Source organism: Mycoplasma sp. 1199 (genome assembly GCF_034863365.1).
Taxonomy (GTDB): domain Bacteria; phylum Bacillota_I; class Bacilli_A; order Mycoplasmatales; family Metamycoplasmataceae; genus Mycoplasmopsis.
The window spans coordinates 116,646-136,665 of sequence record NZ_JAYFFA010000002.1; the positions used below are offsets into that span (position 1 = coordinate 116,646).

The 20,020-nt window shown below is 28.1% G+C and carries 12 protein-coding genes; 2 read left to right on the top strand and 10 right to left on the bottom strand.

Annotated features, from left to right (window positions below):
- Positions 1-161 precede the first annotated feature (161 nt).
- Complete coding sequence (locus tag VBM89_RS01630; RefSeq protein WP_323188570.1) at positions 162-1,817, top strand: IS1634 family transposase; 1,656 nt, start codon at positions 162-164, stop codon at positions 1,815-1,817.
- A gap of 123 nt (positions 1,818-1,940) precedes the next feature.
- Here the strand turns inward: VBM89_RS01630 and VBM89_RS01635 are convergent, their stop codons facing one another.
- The 10 genes from VBM89_RS01635 to mip all read right to left on the bottom strand — a co-directional run bounded on the left by VBM89_RS01635 (position 1,941) and on the right by mip (position 18,768).
- The gene (locus VBM89_RS01635) at positions 1,941-5,834 is read right to left on the bottom strand and encodes a hypothetical protein (RefSeq protein ID WP_323188571.1); all 3,894 of its coding nucleotides are present in this window, start codon (positions 5,832-5,834) and stop codon (positions 1,941-1,943) included.
- Between the two features lie 124 nt (positions 5,835-5,958).
- Entirely contained in the window at positions 5,959-7,317 is a 1,359-nt protein-coding gene (locus tag VBM89_RS01640; RefSeq protein WP_323188572.1) for an MSC_0618 family F1-like ATPase beta subunit, read from the bottom strand.
- Positions 7,317-8,864 carry an MSC_0619 family F1-like ATPase alpha subunit gene (locus VBM89_RS01645; RefSeq protein WP_323188573.1) on the bottom strand — a complete coding sequence of 516 codons (1,548 nt, stop codon included), beginning with the start codon at positions 8,862-8,864 and terminating at the stop codon, positions 7,317-7,319. The genes VBM89_RS01640 and VBM89_RS01645 overlap by 1 nt, the downstream gene beginning before the upstream one ends.
- A 9-nt stretch (positions 8,865-8,873) precedes the next feature.
- Positions 8,874-10,835 carry an MSC_0620 family F1-like ATPase-associated subunit gene (locus tag VBM89_RS01650; RefSeq protein WP_323176451.1) on the bottom strand — a complete coding sequence of 654 codons (1,962 nt, stop codon included), beginning with the start codon at positions 10,833-10,835 and terminating at the stop codon, positions 8,874-8,876.
- Positions 10,826-11,284 carry an MSC_0621 family F1-like ATPase epsilon subunit gene (locus tag VBM89_RS01655; protein ID WP_323176452.1) on the bottom strand — a complete coding sequence of 153 codons (459 nt, stop codon included), beginning with the start codon at positions 11,282-11,284 and terminating at the stop codon, positions 10,826-10,828. Before VBM89_RS01655 ends, VBM89_RS01650 begins: the two co-directional genes overlap by 10 nt.
- Positions 11,284-12,168, bottom strand: a complete 885-nt coding sequence (locus tag VBM89_RS01660) for an MSC_0622 family F1-like ATPase gamma subunit (RefSeq protein ID WP_323176453.1) — start codon at positions 12,166-12,168, stop codon at positions 11,284-11,286. Before VBM89_RS01660 ends, VBM89_RS01655 begins: the two co-directional genes overlap by 1 nt.
- Entirely contained in the window at positions 12,158-12,640 is a 483-nt protein-coding gene (locus VBM89_RS01665) for an MSC_0623 family F1-like ATPase-associated protein (RefSeq protein ID WP_323188574.1), read from the bottom strand. Before VBM89_RS01665 ends, VBM89_RS01660 begins: the two co-directional genes overlap by 11 nt.
- A 21-nt stretch (positions 12,641-12,661) precedes the next feature.
- On the bottom strand, positions 12,662-14,146 hold the full coding sequence (locus VBM89_RS01670; RefSeq protein ID WP_323188575.1) for an MSC_0624 family F1-like ATPase-associated membrane protein: 1,485 nt from the start codon (positions 14,144-14,146) through the stop codon (positions 12,662-12,664).
- Positions 14,124-16,412, bottom strand: a complete 2,289-nt coding sequence (locus VBM89_RS01675) for a putative immunoglobulin-blocking virulence protein (RefSeq protein ID WP_323188576.1) — start codon at positions 16,410-16,412, stop codon at positions 14,124-14,126. The genes VBM89_RS01670 and VBM89_RS01675 overlap by 23 nt, the downstream gene beginning before the upstream one ends.
- A gap of 19 nt (positions 16,413-16,431) precedes the next feature.
- A complete protein-coding gene (mip, locus tag VBM89_RS01680) occupies positions 16,432-18,768 on the bottom strand; it encodes an Ig-specific serine endopeptidase MIP (protein WP_323188577.1) in 2,337 nt (778 codons plus the stop codon).
- A gap of 337 nt (positions 18,769-19,105) precedes the next feature.
- On the opposite strand from mip, the gene VBM89_RS01685 reads away from it, so the two are divergent.
- Positions 19,106-19,936, top strand: a complete 831-nt coding sequence (locus VBM89_RS01685) for an MAGa7180 family putative nuclease (RefSeq protein ID WP_323176457.1) — start codon at positions 19,106-19,108, stop codon at positions 19,934-19,936.
- Positions 19,937-20,020: the final 84 nt, after the last annotated feature.

Here is a 20,020-nt window from a genome sequence, read left to right on the forward strand (position 1 = left end):
AACTTTTTAATGAAGTTAGTTATTTTCTATCCTGAGTTTCCAAGTTGGAAGCTCATTTTTTATAATTTTTAAACTCTACTTATATACTATGTATATAAGTAAAAAATCAAAAATTTTTATTTTTTACAATGATTACAATGATAATAGTGTATAATTAAAGCATGAGCAATTACATTTTATATAAAAGAAACAACCCAAAAGGTATCTATTTAGCAATTGGAATTTCAAAAGGTTATGGTAAAGGAATTGGCGATTTAGTTGGTTTAGGCTATTGAGAAGAAATCAAAGATAAATATTCTTTGCAAAACATTGATGATTTAAAGGCAATCGCAAAATTAGTTCCATTTACAAACAACAAAGTTGAAGCAAAGAGCAAATTTTTTGAATTGCTAGAGCCAACATCTGTTGAAACCAATGTTAAAAATGTTGGAATTGATTTAATTTACAAAATTATCAAAGAACTAGACTTATTCAGTTCATTGCCAAAAAGCAAGCACAAATCGTTAGAAGAAGTTCTTGAATTTATCATTGGAACCAGAATTATTTTTCCAAGAAGCTACATTTGTCAATATAAAAACAAAAATGATTTTTTACACAATGTTGAAATTAAAAAATCATCAATTTATAACTATTTTGATACTTTTTTAACAAATAAAGAAACTATTTTGTTCAATCTTTACAATAAATTACAAGAGTTAACTAATAGAAACAGTAAACAATTACACTTTGACAATACAACTGTTTATTTTGAAAGTTTTTCAAGAAAAGGCGTAAGACAAAAAGGTTTTTCAAAAGACGGCAAACATGATGAAGACCAAATTGTAATAGCAATGGCGACAGACAATAATGGAATACCTTTTCATTACAAAATTTTTGAAGGAAATACTGCCGATTCACAAACTTTAATTAAGTTTTTAATTGAAATGGAAAGAATTTACAAAATTAAAGACGTGTCAATTATTGCTGACAGAGGAATTAGTCAAAATGCTAACTTAAGATTTTTAGAACAGAAAGGATATAAATACATCGTTCAAAAACGTATTGATAACCTTAGCGAAGCAGACAAAAAATTCATCATTGAAGATAAAGATTATATGTTGGAACATGAAATGTTTTCAAAAAGCAGATTTGTGGAATCTGTTTGAGCAAACAATAGAAAAAAGAAAAGATTTAATCAAACTCTTAGAAAACAAATAGTTTACTTTAGTCCAGCAAAAGAGAAGCTTGACAGTTTAAAAAGAGCTTTTTCGATATCAAAATATGAGAAAAAATCAATAAATAATGTAATTTGCTTAAGCGATCTTGTTCCAGAATATAAGAAAAAATATATGGATGTTGAAGACAAAACAATTGCCAAATTAAATTACTCTAAAATTAAAAAAATAGCTGATCAAGATGGTTTCTATATGATTGAAACCAACATACCAGATTTAACAGCGCAAAGAGCTAATGAAATTTATAAACAACAATGAAAAATTGAAGAAGGTTTTAGAACATTGAAATCTTCGCTTGAAGTTAGACCGATGTTCGTTCATAAAGATTCTCACATTCAAGCACATGTTTTCTTGTGTTTCTTAGCGTTGATTGTCTTAAAATACTCAATTTACAAACTTAAAAAGTTCTATGAAGATAATGGTGAAATTCAAAAAGTAACTATGAATATGTTTATAGATGCCTTAAAACTTATAACAATAACAACTAAAACTGTAAATGGTAAAGTTGTTGTTGAAATCATTAATAATTTAGATCCAAATCATTACGAATTAAACAAAATATATAAAGATTTTTCATTTGTTATAGAAAATCTATCATTGTAATTAAAAATACAAAAAAACGAAAACGCCTTATTTATAGGTGTTTTCGTTTTTTAACCCTTTTTAACTTGGAAACTCAGGGAATATTACAACTTTTTAATGAAGTTAGTTATTTTCTATACCTCATTATCCTATTGCTACTTTTGAACCAGCTGTATAGACTAAAACGTATTTTCTATCTGATTCTGGAATATCTCATTTATCTAATACAAAGATTGGAAGAATATGACTTTGTGTTCCATCTAGTGTAGAAGCATTTCAAATGAGATTATCATTTACATAAAGTTTAAGTCTTAAATCTCCATAGTAACTTGCATTAATTGGGAAGTAACCGTTAAAATTGTAAGCTTTTGCAGTTTTTGAAAAGTCTCCTAAGTTATTGGAAATAACTGATGGTAATGTGTTCCCTGGAATGCTTGGATGTCAAGAACGTGAATTATCTAAATCAAATTCAAGTCTAATTTTGTCCCCAGTTGCAAAATCAATGTGTCTTGCAGTTGATGAGTCAATTAATTGTTCAAAGAATGCTCCACCGATGTTTGCAAAATCTCTTGTTGAAGAGTTTTTAGATGCAGTTGCGTTTAAAACGAATGTAAATGAGTTGTCTTCTGTAAATGTTTTTGTGAAGACTGATGTATTTTTATCAATATTAAACTTATCACTTGTTATATTTGTTTTAACAAATGCTTGAAGCAATGCAACTCATAAAGCATTTTGATAATTAAATGCTGTGCCGTCAGAAATCTTGTAATTTCAAGCACCATTTGCATAGCTGTTAATTACATTATTTAATCAGTTTTTATTCACATTATTTGTTCCATCTTGTAAAAATCTTTCTTTATATTTGATTTCATATTTTCTAGGGAATAATCAATAATCATCAAGTGAATTAGGAACAATAGTTGAAGCAGCAGGTGTTAAATCAGGAACTACACCTGTTTTAACTCAATAGTTTGCTATTGGGCTTTTATCTTCTTTAACAAATGTTGTTGCTAAATAAGGATAGTTTCCTTGATTATTTAAAATTTCTAATTTAAGAAGTCTCTCTTCATTATCATCGTGATTATATTCAAATGTAACAACTTCATCATCATAATCAATTGAACTTTTATCTAATCTAATGTAAGGATCATTATTGCGTCCTCTTAAACGAGTTTTGTATTGAAGTGTGATTAGACCTGAATCAAATAAAGGTTTTAAATCACGAATTGAAAGAGTTTGATATTTAGATGTGTTATCAATAGATAACAATTTAAATGATCCTTCAAATATTTTTCTAGGACCAATTACATAATCTGCATATCCATCATCAGCATTATTTAGACAATTTAATACTAAATATGTTGCATATTGCATGTTTGTTGTTAAGTAATTTAGTAAATTACCTTTATCAATTCTTTCATCAATATTAGCTTTAATTTGATTAATTTCATCAAATCTAGAAATAAAGAATTCAACCTTATCTGTGTCGTGCTCAAATTTGTATGATAAGTTTTCTTTATCAGCTAAGAAATCTTTTAAGTAGTACTTAGAATTATCTGGATTGTTAGAGATTTGAACAATTTGTTCAAATGCATCATTAACTTTTTCTGTTGCAATTGTATTAGCAACATTAAGGACATTTTCTACTTCATTTTTAAGAGTTTTTAATTCATCTAATGATTTATTTTCATAATCATCTAAAGTAGATAAATCAAAATTTGTAATTTGATCTGAACCAAATAATGTTTCATTTTGTTTTACTTTATTTAATGAATTTAAATTTTCTCTTATGTATGCAACATAATCATCTTTACTTTCAGCAGATTGAGCAGCATTAACAATTATGTTTGCGACTTTATCAAATTTATTTCACACACCACTCAATTCAAATAAGTATTTAGAATCTAATAGATTTCTAATTAACTCAATTAAATTATCTTTTGTATCTTGAGCAGTAGCTTGAACGTCAAAATTATCAACTTGATCACTTGTATTGTTTTGAACAATATTAATTAAAACTGTATAACTTTGTGGAGCTATCACTACATTAACTTCATTATTTTGAATTTGGTCGATTGTTATCGATTGAATAACCTCTTTATTAGAATCGATTAAGACATATGAGTTAGGAACTAAATTACTTTCAATTGTAATTGAGTTTTCATCCATATTAATTTTTTGAATAGTTGATGATACTAAATTATTATCTAAATCTTTGAAATTAATTGTTATCGTTTTTCTATTTTCGATAATAACAAGATTTATTGATTTAGCTCAAGGTTTAATTCCTGAAACTGATTTAATTTTTACATCTGTAGGTAATTGTTGAGTAATAAGGTCTTTAATTTTTCTTTCATCATCTTGATAATTAACATCAATGTTAAAGTTATTAATATCTTGTCTATGTGATTCATTATTAGCTATCACAACTTGCACACTATAGTTTTGAGGTAAAACTGTAACATCAACAGTATCGTTTTCAATTTGATTTATTGTTACGCTATCTACAACTTGTTTATTTGAATTTGTTAATACATAACCCTCTGGAATTAATAAGTTTGAAATTGTAATTGAAGTTTCATCCATATTAATTTTTTGAGTTGTAATTTCAACAATATCGTTGTTTAAATCCTTAAAGTTAATTGTTATTGTTTTTCTATTTTCAACAATTTCAATTTGAATTTCTGAAGTTCAAGGAGTTACACCTGAAATTGATGAAACTTTAACGTCACTTGGTAATTTTTGTTTAATAAGTTCACTAATTCTTGTTTTATCATCTTGATAATTAACTTGAATTTCAAAATCTTGAATATCTTCTTTATGTGACTCGTTTTTGACTATTTTAACTTGTGCATTATAGTTTTTAGGAAGAACCAAAACATTAACTGAATTATCTACTATTTGGTCTACGACTTCACTTTCAATTACTTCTTTATTCGAATTAACTAAAACATAAGAATCAGGAACCATATTGCTGTAGACAGTTAATTGATTATCATCCATATTAATTTTTTTAGTAGTTGATGAAACTAAATTATTATCTAAGTCTTTAAAGTTAATTGTTATTGTTTTTCTATTTTCAACAATATTAAGGTTTATTGATGTAGCTCAAGGTTTAATTCCTGAAACTGATTTAATTTTTACATCTGTAGGTAATTGTTGAGTAATAAGCTCTTTAATTTTTGTTTCATCATCTTGATAATTAACATCAATGTTAAAGTTATTAATATCTTGTCTATGTGATTCATTATTAGCTATCACAACTTGCACACTATAGTTTTGATATAAAACTGTAACATCAACAGTATCGTTTTCAATTTGATTTATTGTTACGCTATCTACAACTTGTTTATTTGAATTTGTTAATACATAACCATCTGGAATTAATAAATTTGAAACTGTAATTGAGTTTTCATCCACATTAATTTTTTGAGTAGTTGACGAAACTAAATTATTATCTAAATCTTTGAAATTAATTGTTATTGTCTTTCTATTTTCAACAATTTCAATTTGAATTTCTGAAGTTCAAGGAGTTACACCTGAAATTGACGAAACTTTAACGTCTTTTGGTAATTTTTGTTTAATAAGTTCATTAATTCTTGTTTCATCATCTTGATAATTAACTTGAATTTCGAAATCTTGAATATCTTGTCAGTCTTGATCGAATTCATTTCTTGCTATTGAAACTTGGACATCATAATTTTTAGGTCATATTTTAATAAATTCATTTGATATCGGAGCTTCATCTCTTATCAACTTATCAACCACTCCCCCGTATTTATTCAATAAAACATAGTTTTCCGGATCAGGATTAGTGATTTCTCATTTACCATTGATTTTTTTTGCAATACTCTTAAGAGTTTCAGGTTCTTCATCCCTGGTATAAGCGTTTCTTAATATCACTTTTACAGTTTCTTCAGTTTTATTTGTGTATTTTAGACCAAAATACACAGCAGGTACAGTTACTGCTCCAAGTACTCCTGTGAATGCTAAAAGTATAATAATCTTTTTATTTCTTTTTGAAGTTTTACTAGTCATAAATTTGTCCTTTTTATTATTTTTAAATATACTAAATTAACACTTTTATATTATTAAAAAAATAAAATAAATTTTGAGCTTGAAATCAACAAAAAAGCAAGCTAAAAGTAGCTTGCAAATTTGATTATTTTTTAAGGTCGTTTACTGAACCAATGTAAGCGAATTTTTCTGGATTTACATCAATAAATTCACCATTAATAATTCTAACAACTGAATCTACAGTTTGATCTAAAGGTACAAAAACCCCTTTTCTTAATGTGAAATGTTCAGTCATAAAGAAGTTTTGTGAGAAGAAGTTTTGTAACTGTAATGCTTTTTTAACGATTGTTTTTGATTCGTCATCTAACTCATCAAATCCTAAAATAAGCATAACATCTTCAATTTCTTTATATCTTTGTAAGATGTATTTTGTGTCTAAGATAGCTTGATAATGCTTTGAACCAATAATTTCAGGATTTACATTATTCGATGAAGAAACTAATGGATCAAAAGCAGGGAAAATGTTTTTAGCACTAATTTCACGTGAAAGCACAAGTGATGAGTTTAAATGGTTAAACACAGCAACAGCTGATGGATCAGATAAATCATCCATTGGTAAGAAAACTGTTTGGAATGATGTAATTGAACCGTTTTCATTTGTGTAAAGTCTTTCTTCAGCTTGTGAAATTTCAGTGTTTAAAGTTGCTTGATATCCACCAATAGATGGTTTTTTATCAAGTGATGCAGCAACTTCATTTCCAGCTTGTAAGAAACGGAAAATGTTGTCAATGAATAATAAAACATTTTCTTTATTGTTGTCTCTTAAGTATTCAGCAGCTGTAATTCCAACTGGTACAATACTCATTCTTGAACCTGGGTTTTCGTTCATTCTTGAAATGTACATTGTTGAGTTTTGCATTAAGTTAGATTCAGTTAAATCATTGTATAACTCAATAGCTTCTCTTGAACGTTCTCCAGAACCAATGAAGATAGCTGATGTGTTAGTTTTTTGTTTTGAAAGGTTAAAAATAATTTCTTTCATTAAAACAGTTTTACCAACTCCAGCTCCTCCAAAGATACCAATTTTATCTCCATCTAAAATAGGAACGAAAAAGTCAATAGCTTTAATACCTGTTGTTAAAAGTTGTGCTCTTTTTTCGTAGTTTGTGTTTGTTACAATTGTTGAATCCATTTCAACTGTTTTTGTAACTTTTGTTTTAGGTGAGCTTAAGTTATTTCCGAGCACATCATAGATGTGTCCTTTTGCTTCATTTCCAACAGGAACCATAAATGAATGGTTTAATTTTTCAATCTTATCATTGATTGATAAGTTATCTTTTAAGTCTACAATAACTGCCAATAAAGTATTTTCATTAAGAATTCTTTTAACTAATAAATATGAACCATTGTCACTTTTAAGAAATGAATTAATAGCTGGTAACTTTTCATTTTTGAATTGAATTTCAATTACGTCACTTCATAATTTTGTTATTTTAGCACTCATTATTTACTTCCTTTTAATTCATTTTTGATTTTGTTGTGAATTTGTTCCATTAGTTTTTCATCTGTAGTTAAGAATTCTTTAGCAGCAGGTAATTGTCATTGTAGATTGAATTTTTTTGAATATTTATTAAGCAAGAATGCAAAGTAGTTTTTAACTAATTCAGGATCTTTAGTTGTATCATTAATTAAGTCTTCAACAATTTTTTTGCAAGTTGCATTGGCTTTTTCGTATTCAATAATGAATTTGATTGCTTGATTAATTTGCACATCAGATAAGTTATTTAATAAGTTTCATTGAATGATACGTGAAATTAAGTAAATGTCCTTTTCATCGTATGATGAAACACCTTTTTGATTAAACATTTTTTCAATTTGAATTCCACCCAACATAAGTGAGTTAATGTCATCATTAAGGTCGTATTTAACAGCAAGTAGTTTAGCTTGTTTTTTGAATGATCTATATAACTTACCAACAATTTTTGCACTTTGGTTCATTAATTTGTTTTGAACTCCACCACCAATACGTGAAACTGATAAATTAACATCGATAGCTGGATATTTGTTAAGTGCAAATAATTCTGAGTTTGTAACAATTTGACCATCTGTAATCGAAATAACGTTTGATGCAATTAAAGATGTAATGTCGTTATCAACTGTTTGAATAATTGGAAGAGCAGTAATTGATTTTCTATTATGGAATTTACCACTTCTTTCAAGTAATCTAGCGTGTGCATAGAACATATCTCCAGGGAATGCTTCTTTACCAACTGGTTTGTTGATTAATAAAGCAATTTCTCTGAAAATGTTTGCGTGTTTTGTTAAGTCATCAAACACGATTAAAACATCATCTTCATAAGAAACATTTTCAGCATGAGCCATAGCAATATATGGAGCTAAATATTGTTCATATGGTTTATCACTGTTTGCAGTTAAGATGATTGTGTATTCATCAGCACCATGTTCTTTAAGTAAATTGTAAACATTTGCAATTTCGCTTTGTTTTTGTCCAATTGCAACATAAATACATTTAACATTTTTGTCTTTTTGGTTAATGATTGTGTTTAAAGCAATAAATGTTTTACCAGTTTTTCTATCACCAATAATAAGTTCTCTTTGTCCTTTTCCGACAGGAATAAGCAAGTCAATTACTGAGTAACCTGTTTTTAATTGCTCATCAAGAGGCATATAAGACATTAAGTTGTTATTAACGTTAAAGATTTCTGAAGATTGCTCATAGAATTCAAATTTTTCTTTAGTAACTTCAGGGAATAAAATGTCATTGTTAATGTCAATGATTTTTCCAAAGTAGTTTTTTGCAGTTTTAACTTTTGTATCAACTTTAGCTTTAATTACTTCTGCACCAATTTTATATTCTTCAGGATTTTGTTTAATTAAACAAAAAGCACGATCTTCTGTTGCTGAAATTACCATTAATAAAGCATCTTTATTATCTTTTAAATGGTAAATTTCATTTTGTTTGTAATTTGTTTGGCCACTTATTTCAACAACATAGTCATAAATGGCTGATATGTATAATTTATTTTCCATGTTCTTCCTTTACTTTAAATTAGCTTTCTTTTTGTTTAAACTGCTAATGATTATTGTTCCAATTAATAAAAGCGTAATAAGTGTACCGATTGTAATTAAAACAATGTTTGTGTTTTTTGTTGATTGTAAATTTTCTTTAAGAATCAATTCATTGTAAGCTTTTTGGTATTGTGTTCTGATGTTTTCACTTTCATTAGTGATGTTTTTATTTTGAGTTACGATACCTAAATTAATGAATTGTTTTTGAACTTGTTCTAACTTTATGTTGAAAGTTTGAAATTGTTGATTTTTAAATGTGCTTACTTGTTCAATTCTGTCTAAGTCTAAAATTAAGTCTCTTAAAGTTGATAGCGCTTCATTAACGTCGCTAAATGTGAAATTAAAAGAATTTAAGTTAGCTTCAATAACTGATTTAATTTCAGGTACTGAAATTTGTTTTGAAAATTCGCTATATAAGTCTTTATATGCACTTGTTAATAAATTAAAGTAAGTTCTTCCTTTAATTGTTTGTGCGTGAATAGAGTTAGTGAATGCATCTTTTGAGTCTTCTGATAATGATAAGTTGATTAAATCACCTTTATCATTTTTAAAAGTTACATCCTTATAGTATTCAACTGCGTCATTTATGATGTTTGTGAATTGTTGATTGTTAATAATTTTTACTGCAACAAAGATTTGGTCAAAGACAATTTCTTGAAGTTTTCTATTTCCAAGTTTTTCAAAAACTAAATCTTTGGTAATTCCAAGTGCATCATAGTAACCTAACATCGAAGATTCAATTGCATTACTTACAACTTGCATTGATTGAGCATATTGTGCATCTGAATATCTAGTCACTTCACGTTCATAAGATGTTTGTTTCTCATCTGATGTATTTGTTAAAGTAATTGTTGCAATTAACTTGCCATCTTCTTCTCTTAAGCCTGTAACGTTGTATTTAAGTAATTTTAATAATGGATTAAAGAAGAAAACTGCTTCATTATTGAATTTAGCATTTTGTGAATTTACTAAACTAATTAATTCTGCATTTGAAGTGTTGATGTAGTCACCTGTAAGTATTGGAGAAAGTCTAGGAACGTTTTCTTCAGCAACTGAAACTACAATTGGGTCTTCTTCGATTTTGTCTTCAGGTAAGATTGGAAGAATCGGTTCTTCAACAACTTCATTGAATTCTTGGTTTTTCTCGATGTCAAATTTCATTGTTCTCTTATTAAGAACCGATAAGAAATAAGCATCTCAAGAATCAAAACCTTTAGGTATATTTAAATCTAATTTTGCATCATCATCTAAAACTTTGAAAACTTCTTCATCTTTTGCATATTTAGGAAAGTCTTCTTTTTCTAAAAGAATATCTCTTCAAGATGAAGATAGCGATTCAATATAGCTATTTGTTTGGTTCAAAATCGCACTTTGAGTAAGTTGATTATTAATTACTTCTGCTTCTTCAGGAATGACAACTTTTCCTTCTGTGTCTATAGCACTTACTTTTTCGTAGTTATCTGGTGTAGCTTCACCAATCATAAGTGGTCCAAAATCATTTTTAAAGTAAGTAATGTCTCCTAATTTGTAAGTTTCATTTGTAAGTAAATTAGGGAAAATGATGTTAAATCCATTTTCAATTGGATTTGAAACTATTTGATCTTTTTGAGCCTTTAAATAATTTACAAACTTTTTATAGTAAGTAATTCTTTTTAAATGTTCAATATTTGGTTCTGCTAAATTTTGCTTTTCATAATCTGCTACTTCTAATTCAAGCTTTTTAATATACTCTTCAAGGACTAATGGTAATTTTTCATTGAAAATGTTTTTTTGCATTTCCTTAGTTTCAGGAAAATTAGCAACAGGCTCTTTTTCTGTTTCAGTTGTATCACTTGCTGTTTCATTTTCATTTGTAGTTGCTGAAATAACCGAAAGCGGTAATACTAATGAAGAAGAAATAGCGCCTAATTTAAGTCATCTTCTTATTTTCATAAATCCTCATTTTCAAATAATGAAAAGTAAATTTGAGCTTTAAGCTTGAATGCTTTTCTTTTTAGTTTTTCTAATCTGTTGATTAAATCAATGTCATTAGAAGCATATAAAGCAAATTTTGTTTTTAGCAGTTCCCTTTTAATTTCTTTGTATTTTTTATTTAATGAATGTAATTGTGTTTTATTTTTATCATCTTGCGCAAAAGTATCAAATGAATTATTGTAGAAAAGGACAATTTGATTTTCATTACTTTGGACAAATAATGAATCAAATATTAAAAAGTATTCTTTTGAATTTGTTTTAAGTGAGCATAAAACTTTTTTGTGACTTGAAATTGTGTTTTTATCAACTTTTTGTCAACTATCTTTTAACTGATGATTGATTTTTAATTCAGAAATCTTAAGATGTCTTTTAACATTTTTAGCTGATACTAAAGTTAAATCAATCATTAGTTCCCCTTTCTGATTTCATGTAATAAGTCTTTTTTCTTGCTAAGCATTGAGATTTGTTCAATTTCTTTTTCTCTTTTAACTTTTAAGAATTGTCTTTTTTGGAATTTGATTTTTTCTTCTAAATCATTAAGAGTACTGTTTTGAGCAACTAACTTATATTTTTCATAAATTAAAGCTGACTCAGTTAAAAGTGAAGAAATAGCAAAGTTTAAGTAAGACTCAGTTTCTGAATCGATAAACTCATTTAAATCTTGTGAAATTTTGTGAGTGTTGATATTTGAGTTAAATAATTGACCGTGTTGATGGTGTTTAAGTGTGAAATTATTCATATTTACAGGAAGAAGTTGAATATGTTTTTCTTTAATCTTTGTTGAGTTAATTACAAAGTTTAAGTTTGCATAATCATTAATTTTGAAGTTGTTAATAATGATTTTTGGAAGTAGTTCATTTAAGTAATCAACTTCATTTTTCTCAAAGCTAAATAAGATATTAAATCCGTTGTCACTAGCAAACTTAATTGCTTTTTGACCAATAGCAATAATGCTATCGTTAGATTTGTTGATAGCTTGAAGCAAGTACTTTTCATGTTTTTGATATGAGTTAGTACTATATTTTTCTTCTTCTGTAATGTAAATTCAAAGTGTTTTTAATCCACCTAAAGTAAGCAAGTCACTTTTTTTATTAAGAGCAAAATCATTGATTGAATATTTATCAGTAATTTGCTCAATTATGAATTTTGAATAGTTAGCTCTATCTAAACAGTAACTAATTTGTTTAGATAGTCTAAGTAAGTTAATTAAAGTAATATTTTTCTTTGATTCAACGATTTTATAAATCTTTTTAAGAGAATTGTATTTTGATTCAATGGTTTTACTGTTCATTGATAATTCCAGGACCTATAAATAATTTATAAACATTGTTTTCTTTTAATAAAAGAACACTCGGTATAAATTCGATAATGTAATTCTCTTCAATTAGTTTATTTATGTATTCATTAAAGTCTGAGTTCAATTGTGAAACAGAGCTTCTAAGTATTGTATCTGATACAGAAACATTTTGTTTTTGTTCAGTTTTAGGAATTTGATCATATAAACTAAATTTTGAATCAATAGTTCAGGTCATAACAAATTTATCTAATAAAAGATTATTTTTTCTGCTAATTCATTTTTGAATACTATCTGTCAAAGGTTTTAAATCTTTTTCAGTTAAGTTGTATTCAATTAAAAATGAATTTCAGAAACTTTCATTTGAAACATAAGTCGGTTTGCTTTTAAATCTTTCAAAGTCAGCAAATAATTTTGATTGATAAACTTTTGCTTTTTCTAAGTATGCTAAAAGCTCTTTATTTTTCATTTTATTTTTCTTAAACATAAATTATTTACCTCTCTTTGTAAAGTGTTTTCTTTTTTCATAAAGCAAAGCAAATATCTTGATAAATCCAGTATATGCTATAGATGAAAGTGCAAATAGAATATAAAGCATAATTGTGACCAGTGCAAGAATTGTTAATATATCTCAATTCTTTGTAAGCACTAATATTGCTCAGTTATCATTACTTAATGTAGCGTGTAAGAAAATGCTAAACACTAATGAAATTGTTAGGAAAACTAACATAGCTAAAAGCATTGAATTTTCTAAATTATTTAATTTATTAGCTTTATTGTATTTAACTAATCCAAAGTTAATTACAAATAAAACAAAGAATAACAAGTTGATAATTAATCTGTTAAAGTAGTTTAATTGAGTGTTTGCAACTAATAAAACAAATAATGAAAGTAATTCCAAAAATACAAATGCTGTTTTGTTTGTTAATAATTGATTTTTGAATTTTGTAAATCTACTTGTAATTACAAGTCCATTTAAGATTGCAACTAATGAAATAAACACAGCAAATAAAGTAACTTTTGTGGTTGTATCTTCACTAATATCGATTGGTTTGTAAGCGTATTTTGCAAGTGTGTAAATTGCAAAGAACATTACAGGTAAGATAAATGCAAGAATTAATTTTGTAAGTGATGCAAATAAACTGTTTCTGTAAACTACACTTGATAAGTTTGAGATGTTTGAGTAAACTTTTAAACTTAGAAGTAAGATAAGTGCAAAAACTAATCCAAAAATAGATAAGTTTTTGTAAACTGCATTTTCACTGAAAATTCTAGTTAGTTTATTAATGTAAACGTTGTTTACAAAAATACCAACAATTCTTTGTGTTTCAATGCTTCCATCTTTTGATTTTGAAACTTGAACGTTATTAACCATTAAAACAAGCATTCATAATCCAATTCCGAGTAAAACGTATTTGATTATAGTATAGCTTGAATCTAAAACTAATTTCTTGATGTTAATTGAAAAATTTCTTGATTTTTGAACTTGTGTGTATACATCAAAAGTTAAATCAATAACTAAAAGTGGTATAAGTAAAAATGAGTTATAAATTAATCATTTTGAAGAAGTATCTTTTGTAGTAGTTATAAAAGTGAAAGTATAAAATCCAAATGTAATAAGTGCATAAGTAATGTATGCAACATATCAGTAGATGTAACTTGAAAACTTCAAGTTATTTTTGTTTATGACAAAATAACTCTTAGTCATAGCGATAATAATTAGCAATGATAATAAAGTTAAGTTGAATAAAACAAAGAAGTTAATACTTGAGTTTATTTTGAAACTTCTATCAAACAGAATCGAATAATCAATTCCTGTTTGATCGCCTTTGTTAATAAAGTAATTGAAAACAATTCCGATTGAGCTTATTAACAAGAACGAAAGTACAAGTGAAATTAATTTAAGAATATTTTCTTTACTTCAGTTTATCTGCAATAAATTAGTTTTACTATTAACTGAATGAGATTTCTGCATCGCCACCTCCACTTGGATCAAAGTTAGCTGATTTAACTACTGCTGTTTTACCAAATTTAGTAAATGCTTGTGAGCGATTTAATCTGTCAGCCATTGTTTGGTTATCTACGTAAATTGTTCTAAATACATTTTTACCTGATTCAATTAATCCGTATAATTCCGGACCTCAGTTATCGTCTAAGTCACGTGCGTTACCTTGAATGTATAATGTGTTAACTTCTACAGGACTAACAAAATGTAATTTAGGTCTTTCAGGCCCTTTGATAAGCATTGCAGATCATTGTTGAGCTGCTAACGTGTCAGCATTAACTGTGAATGTATTTGTGTTATTGTAAAGAGTTAAGTTCTTAAATACTCTATTGTGGAAACGCATTCCTTCAAGACTTCTGATGTTTTTGTTTAATGAGAAATCAAGTCAAGTAGGTCAAGAACCATCTCCGAATTCTCCTTGGAAAATTCTTTCATTGTATCTATCTTTGAATGCAATATCAAGACCTTCGTTGATTTCTTCTAATGTATCATCTTTATCAAATCTAAGTCTGTTAAACACAATTGAACCTGGCATATTTGTGTTATCTTGCATTGCTGCAAATGTGTAATCAAATGTAATATTTTTTACACCACGTAATGCAATAGGGTCAATTCCTCAGTCTTTACTTAATAAATCATTTGAACTGTAAAGGTCTAATTCTTGGATTTCCTTATCCTTAAGCGCAATAAGTGAAGTTGTATCTTTACCTTCAAAGAATAAAGTTAATTTTTGAATTGATTTAGGAAGTTGTTTTAAAATGTGTCTAAATTCTTGACGTTTGTCTTTAAGACCCATATTTTTGATTACAAGTACATCAATTTGTTTGTTAGCTTGTTTAACTTTATCTAAAAAGCTTAAGAATGAATTGTAACCTTGAGTGTTAGCTGCATCAAGAACTGCCATAACTTTGTTTGTTCCGACTTTTTCTTTTGCAATAGCACTTTCTGGAGTATATTCATAAATTTCAATCCCTTTATTAGCACCTGCTCCATATCTTGAATATTCAGAAGTTTTATTTCGTTTAGAGAAACCTTCATATTCTAAGTTTCTAATTTGTTTTGAATTTCTATGATATTGTGATTCATAAGCAAAATATGAATTTTTATGTCTTCTTATATATTCATTACGAACAACATTATCTTCTAAGTTAACATGTGCAAAACTACCAAATCCTGTGTCACCTCAATGGAAACCTGGGACCATACCTTTGTTAAGGTAACTTTCAAGTTCTCTATTTATAGTTTCAAGTGATATCTTAAATGCGTATGCTTGTTGAGGATCTTTAAGTAATTTAAAAAGATATGAGAAATCTGCGTTATCTCCATAATTAGTTTGAGGATTGTTATTAGCAATCTTAATGATACTCTTGTTTAAAAGCTCTTTATCAGCTTCTGTTAAATCATTTGGATTTTTGTCAAATATGCTTTTAATAACAGAAAGATTTTCTCTAATTTCTCTTTTCATTTCCTCTTTGACTTTTGTAACTTTGTCAATAGGTTTAGGTTTCATTGTTGCAAAATCTAAATCTTTTGCAGCTTCTGGGTTGGCGTAACCTTCGATTGCTTTTGAAGGTTCTGTAGATGGATCTGGTTCTGGTTCTGGAGGAGTCACTATAATTGGTTGTTCAATAATAGGCTCTGTAGGTTGCTCAGGTTCTGGTTCTGTGGTTTTAGGTTGTTCTGTATAAACACTATCGTCTGCTTTATCCGGATCTTCTGGTTCAGGTTCTTTTGGTTGTTCTGGTGTTGGAGCAGGATCTGGCTCAGGTTGTAGATCAGATCCAGGTGTTGGGGCGACAGGTTCTGGATCAGGCGCAGGAGTAGGATCAGTAGGCTCAGGTTCTACCGGATCTGGGTTTGCTGGTTCAGGGTCAGGCACTGGTTGTTCTGGATCTGGCTCTGGATTAACAGGTTGTTCTGGTTGTTCTGGTTCAGTAACAGGTTTTGTTGGTTCTGGTTCTACTGGTTTTGGATTTTCAACAACTGGTTTTTCTGGTTCGATTTTGACTTTGATTTTTAAGTTATTATCTTTGTTTGAAGAATTTCTGTCGCTATATAAAACATCATTTTCATTGATGACTGTAGCAATTCCACGTGACTGAGTAATAACTCCTAAGTCTTTTGTTTTTGGTTTAGCATTATCACTAATTGTTTTAGCTGCAACAACACCTACAACAGCTAGTGCAGAAACGGCACCAATATTGATTATTAATTTTTTTCTTTTAGCTTTAATCATAATTAATACCTTTCTTTAATTATTTGTTGAATTTGTATTCTTCAGGAATTAAATTTGCCCCTTGTTTGAATAAGTAAGTTTGAATGTTTGGATATAACTCTTGTAATGCTTCACGGTATGATGTTCTTTGATTTTCTCCCCCACCGTAAATTAAGTCATATTGTTCTAATTTATATTTACCATAGAAACCATCGTAAGTTTCACCTTCAGATCTGAATGCTTGAGTTAAAGCAGTTAATGACACACCTGTGGAGTCTCCTGTTGCATAGTTGATTCCAACAATTTCATTATCAATTGTTCTAACTGATGAACCTGATGCACCAAATAAAGGTTGTCAAGCTCCTATTGAGTAACCTAATCCGTAGCTTAAGTATCTATCTCCTGTGTAAGTTGAAGCAGAATCTCTAATTACACCAAATTTGTAACCTTCGTTTTTTCTTGAATTAATTAATGGAGAAACGATTGTGATGTCAAATACACCAGGCATATCAATGAAATTTCTTACGCTTAGTGATTTGTTTCATCCACTTCCGTATTCTTTTGTGAATACTTTTTTATCAACTTGTTGACCTTCTGCAACATAGACAGGTTTGTTTGTTCAAATACTTTGACTAAATCCTGAGTCAATAATTGCAACTTCAGATGGTTCTAACATCTTACGGATAAATAAGTGGTCAGTTTTAGCATCTGGAAATGCAACTGAAATTAAGTTGATTTTTGATTTTGGAATACTTGCAGTTTTATCATTTGTTAATCTAACATTAGGTATCATTGTTTTTTCATCTTGTTGATATGTAGCTTTTAAGCTCTTTGTAGCAAACTTGAATTTTTCATTTTCATTTCAGTTTGCAAAATTGCTTGTAGCTAATTTAGCTAATTCAGCAGCCGAACTAACTGATTTCCGTTCACCAAATGTGTCTTGTGGATCTCCAATAATTTTGTTATATTCATATGTATTATCTGAATTACTAAAATCAAATTCAAGAACAGCAAAATCAGCTGCTTCTTCCAATTCAGATAATGGTGAGTTAGGGTCTACGTAATCTCTTGGACTAGTTTTTAAAAAGTCAAGACCAGCATAAACTAGTTTAACTTGTGATGGTTTAAAACTAAATACATCAACTGTTGGTTGAAGTTCATTAACTCTTAATCATTGGTCAATTGGAGTTTCATCGTTAAAGTGGAATAACTGGATATTTACAGTCTCACCTATTACACCTTGTTTAAGTCAGTTTTTAGCTTCATTATATTTTGCTAATCATTTTGGACTTCATTGTTCAACTTCGATTCTTTTAGCTTCTGCATATAAAGGTGGTAAGTCATTTTCTCTAACTGCTAGAGCTTGTTTTTCATATCTATCAGCTTCTGCTTGATTACCTGCAGATAAAGCTATATATTTTTTATCTTCATATGACTTGATTTCATCATCTTTAGCTTTAATTTTTGCACTAACTTCTTCCATTAATTTGTTGTATTCTGCATCAGCATCTTTAACAACCTTTGTGTATTTATTGTAGCTATCTGCTTCTGCTTGTAAATCATTAATGTGTTTGAATCTTGATTGACTTGATGCATTTGCAGTTGATGCAGCAAATGCTTGAATAACGTGAATATTTGTTCCGATATATCATTTTGTTGGATATCCATTTTCATCAAGTTTGTAATCTAAAATTCACGCAGAACCATTGTACATTCTGTTTTGTTCTATTAATGGGTTAGTGTTACTAAGTTTGATTGCATAAGATTGAAGAGCAGTTTTCTTGTACATTTCATTAGCTAAGTATCTAGGTAACCCTCTATTTGAAGGAACTGAATCTCAGTGAGCAGCTTTTGTGTCGTCTCTTAATGGGTTTAATGATAAAGTTCCATCAGTATTTACAATAGAGAAGTTTCTAACAACAGCACTTTCAAATGTAGGTTGACCTGCAGCTTTAGCTTTTCGATCATATGCTTCAATTTGCTCTGGTGTTAATTTTAAGTTAGCAGCTAATTTTGATGAATAATCACCACGGTAATCTTTAAGTGCTTTTACATACCCTTGTAAATCAAGAACATTTTTGTCTGATTCTGAAAGCTTTTTATATGCTGCAGGATCTGTTTTATAGAGTTCAGGCATACCTGGAATATTTAATCCAACACCTGGATTTGCTGGTCTTATAGGAATTTCAGGTTCTACAACAACTTTAGGACCCTCATTACCACCGCTATTTTTTGGTTTTTTGGGATCCTCATTTTTAGGATTTGATGGATTTTCAGGTTGTGGTTTTGTTTGTCCACAAGAAATACCTAAAGATGAAATTGAAACGATTGATCCAAATGTTGCAAGCAACATTAATTTAAGTTTATTTTTTTTCATAATTTACTCCATTTTTGTTTAGCATCACTTGAAATTAAAACTAATTTTAAATCCAAAAATAAATATATAACCAATATATATATATATATATATATATTGATGCTAACATTAAATTATAACACTTTACAATTTAATTGATTAATAAATTTATTATTTTTATGTAAATTATTCAGATGTTTATAATTTATAACTTAATAATAACACATTTGAAATTCATTTATGAATTCAAAGTATATTTTTTAGATCAATTTGGACTTGTTTTATCGAAAATAAAAATTTATTAAAGAACTTATAAAATAACTTGATTTTAACTAAAAAAATAATTTAAAATAAGAATATGGCTAGACAATATTACAACAAGAGAGATTATGAGATTGATTGAGAAAATAGTGTTATTGTTTTAAAAGATCATATGATTGAGCAACTTAAATCTGATAATAAGTTTTTAAAATACAAAAAAATTGGAGGAAGCACCGTTTCTGAGATTTTAATTAAGGATGCATTCAAAAATGAATTTAATGCATTTTGTCACATTGCACACTTAAAATTACCTGTGTTATCACAAAAATACATTAATGCAGGGACTATTTTAGAACCTAAAATATTTGATTTCTTAAGAAAGATGCACCCTAATGTAGTGATTGAAAACTTTGTTGCTGCTGATTATGAATATAACTATTTCAAAGACAAGGATGATGTTATTATGGGAGTTCCTGATGGATACATCCCTTCGACAAATATGATTCTTGAAATCAAAACAGCACAAGATAAGAAATATGAACTTTGAGGTGACAAAGATGTTGACCCTTCGTATAGAAAACAAGCACAACTTTATTCGTATTTAAAAGGAGCTAATCATTACTCAATTATCGCTTTATTCTTAAGAGATGACCTAGGAGATTATTTAAACCCTGAAAATGTGGATATTAATCAAAGAAGAATGAAATCTTACACTTTCCCTGTTAATAGGGCAGATGTTGAAGATGATATTAAGAAAGTTAAACAATGATACTATCATTACACAAATACAAACAAATCCCCTAAATTTGACCCTTTAATTAACAAAGATCAACTTGAATACTTACAATGTGAATCATTTGAAGAATGAGAGAAACTTTTAAACAAATGAAAACAAGAAGGTAAAGCTGATTTCAATGTAAAAGCTTAGCAAAATTTATTAACCAGTAATGGTTAATATTTTTTTTACTCGTTTGTGCTATGTGTTTTAGTATTTTTGAATAAAAGAAAAAAC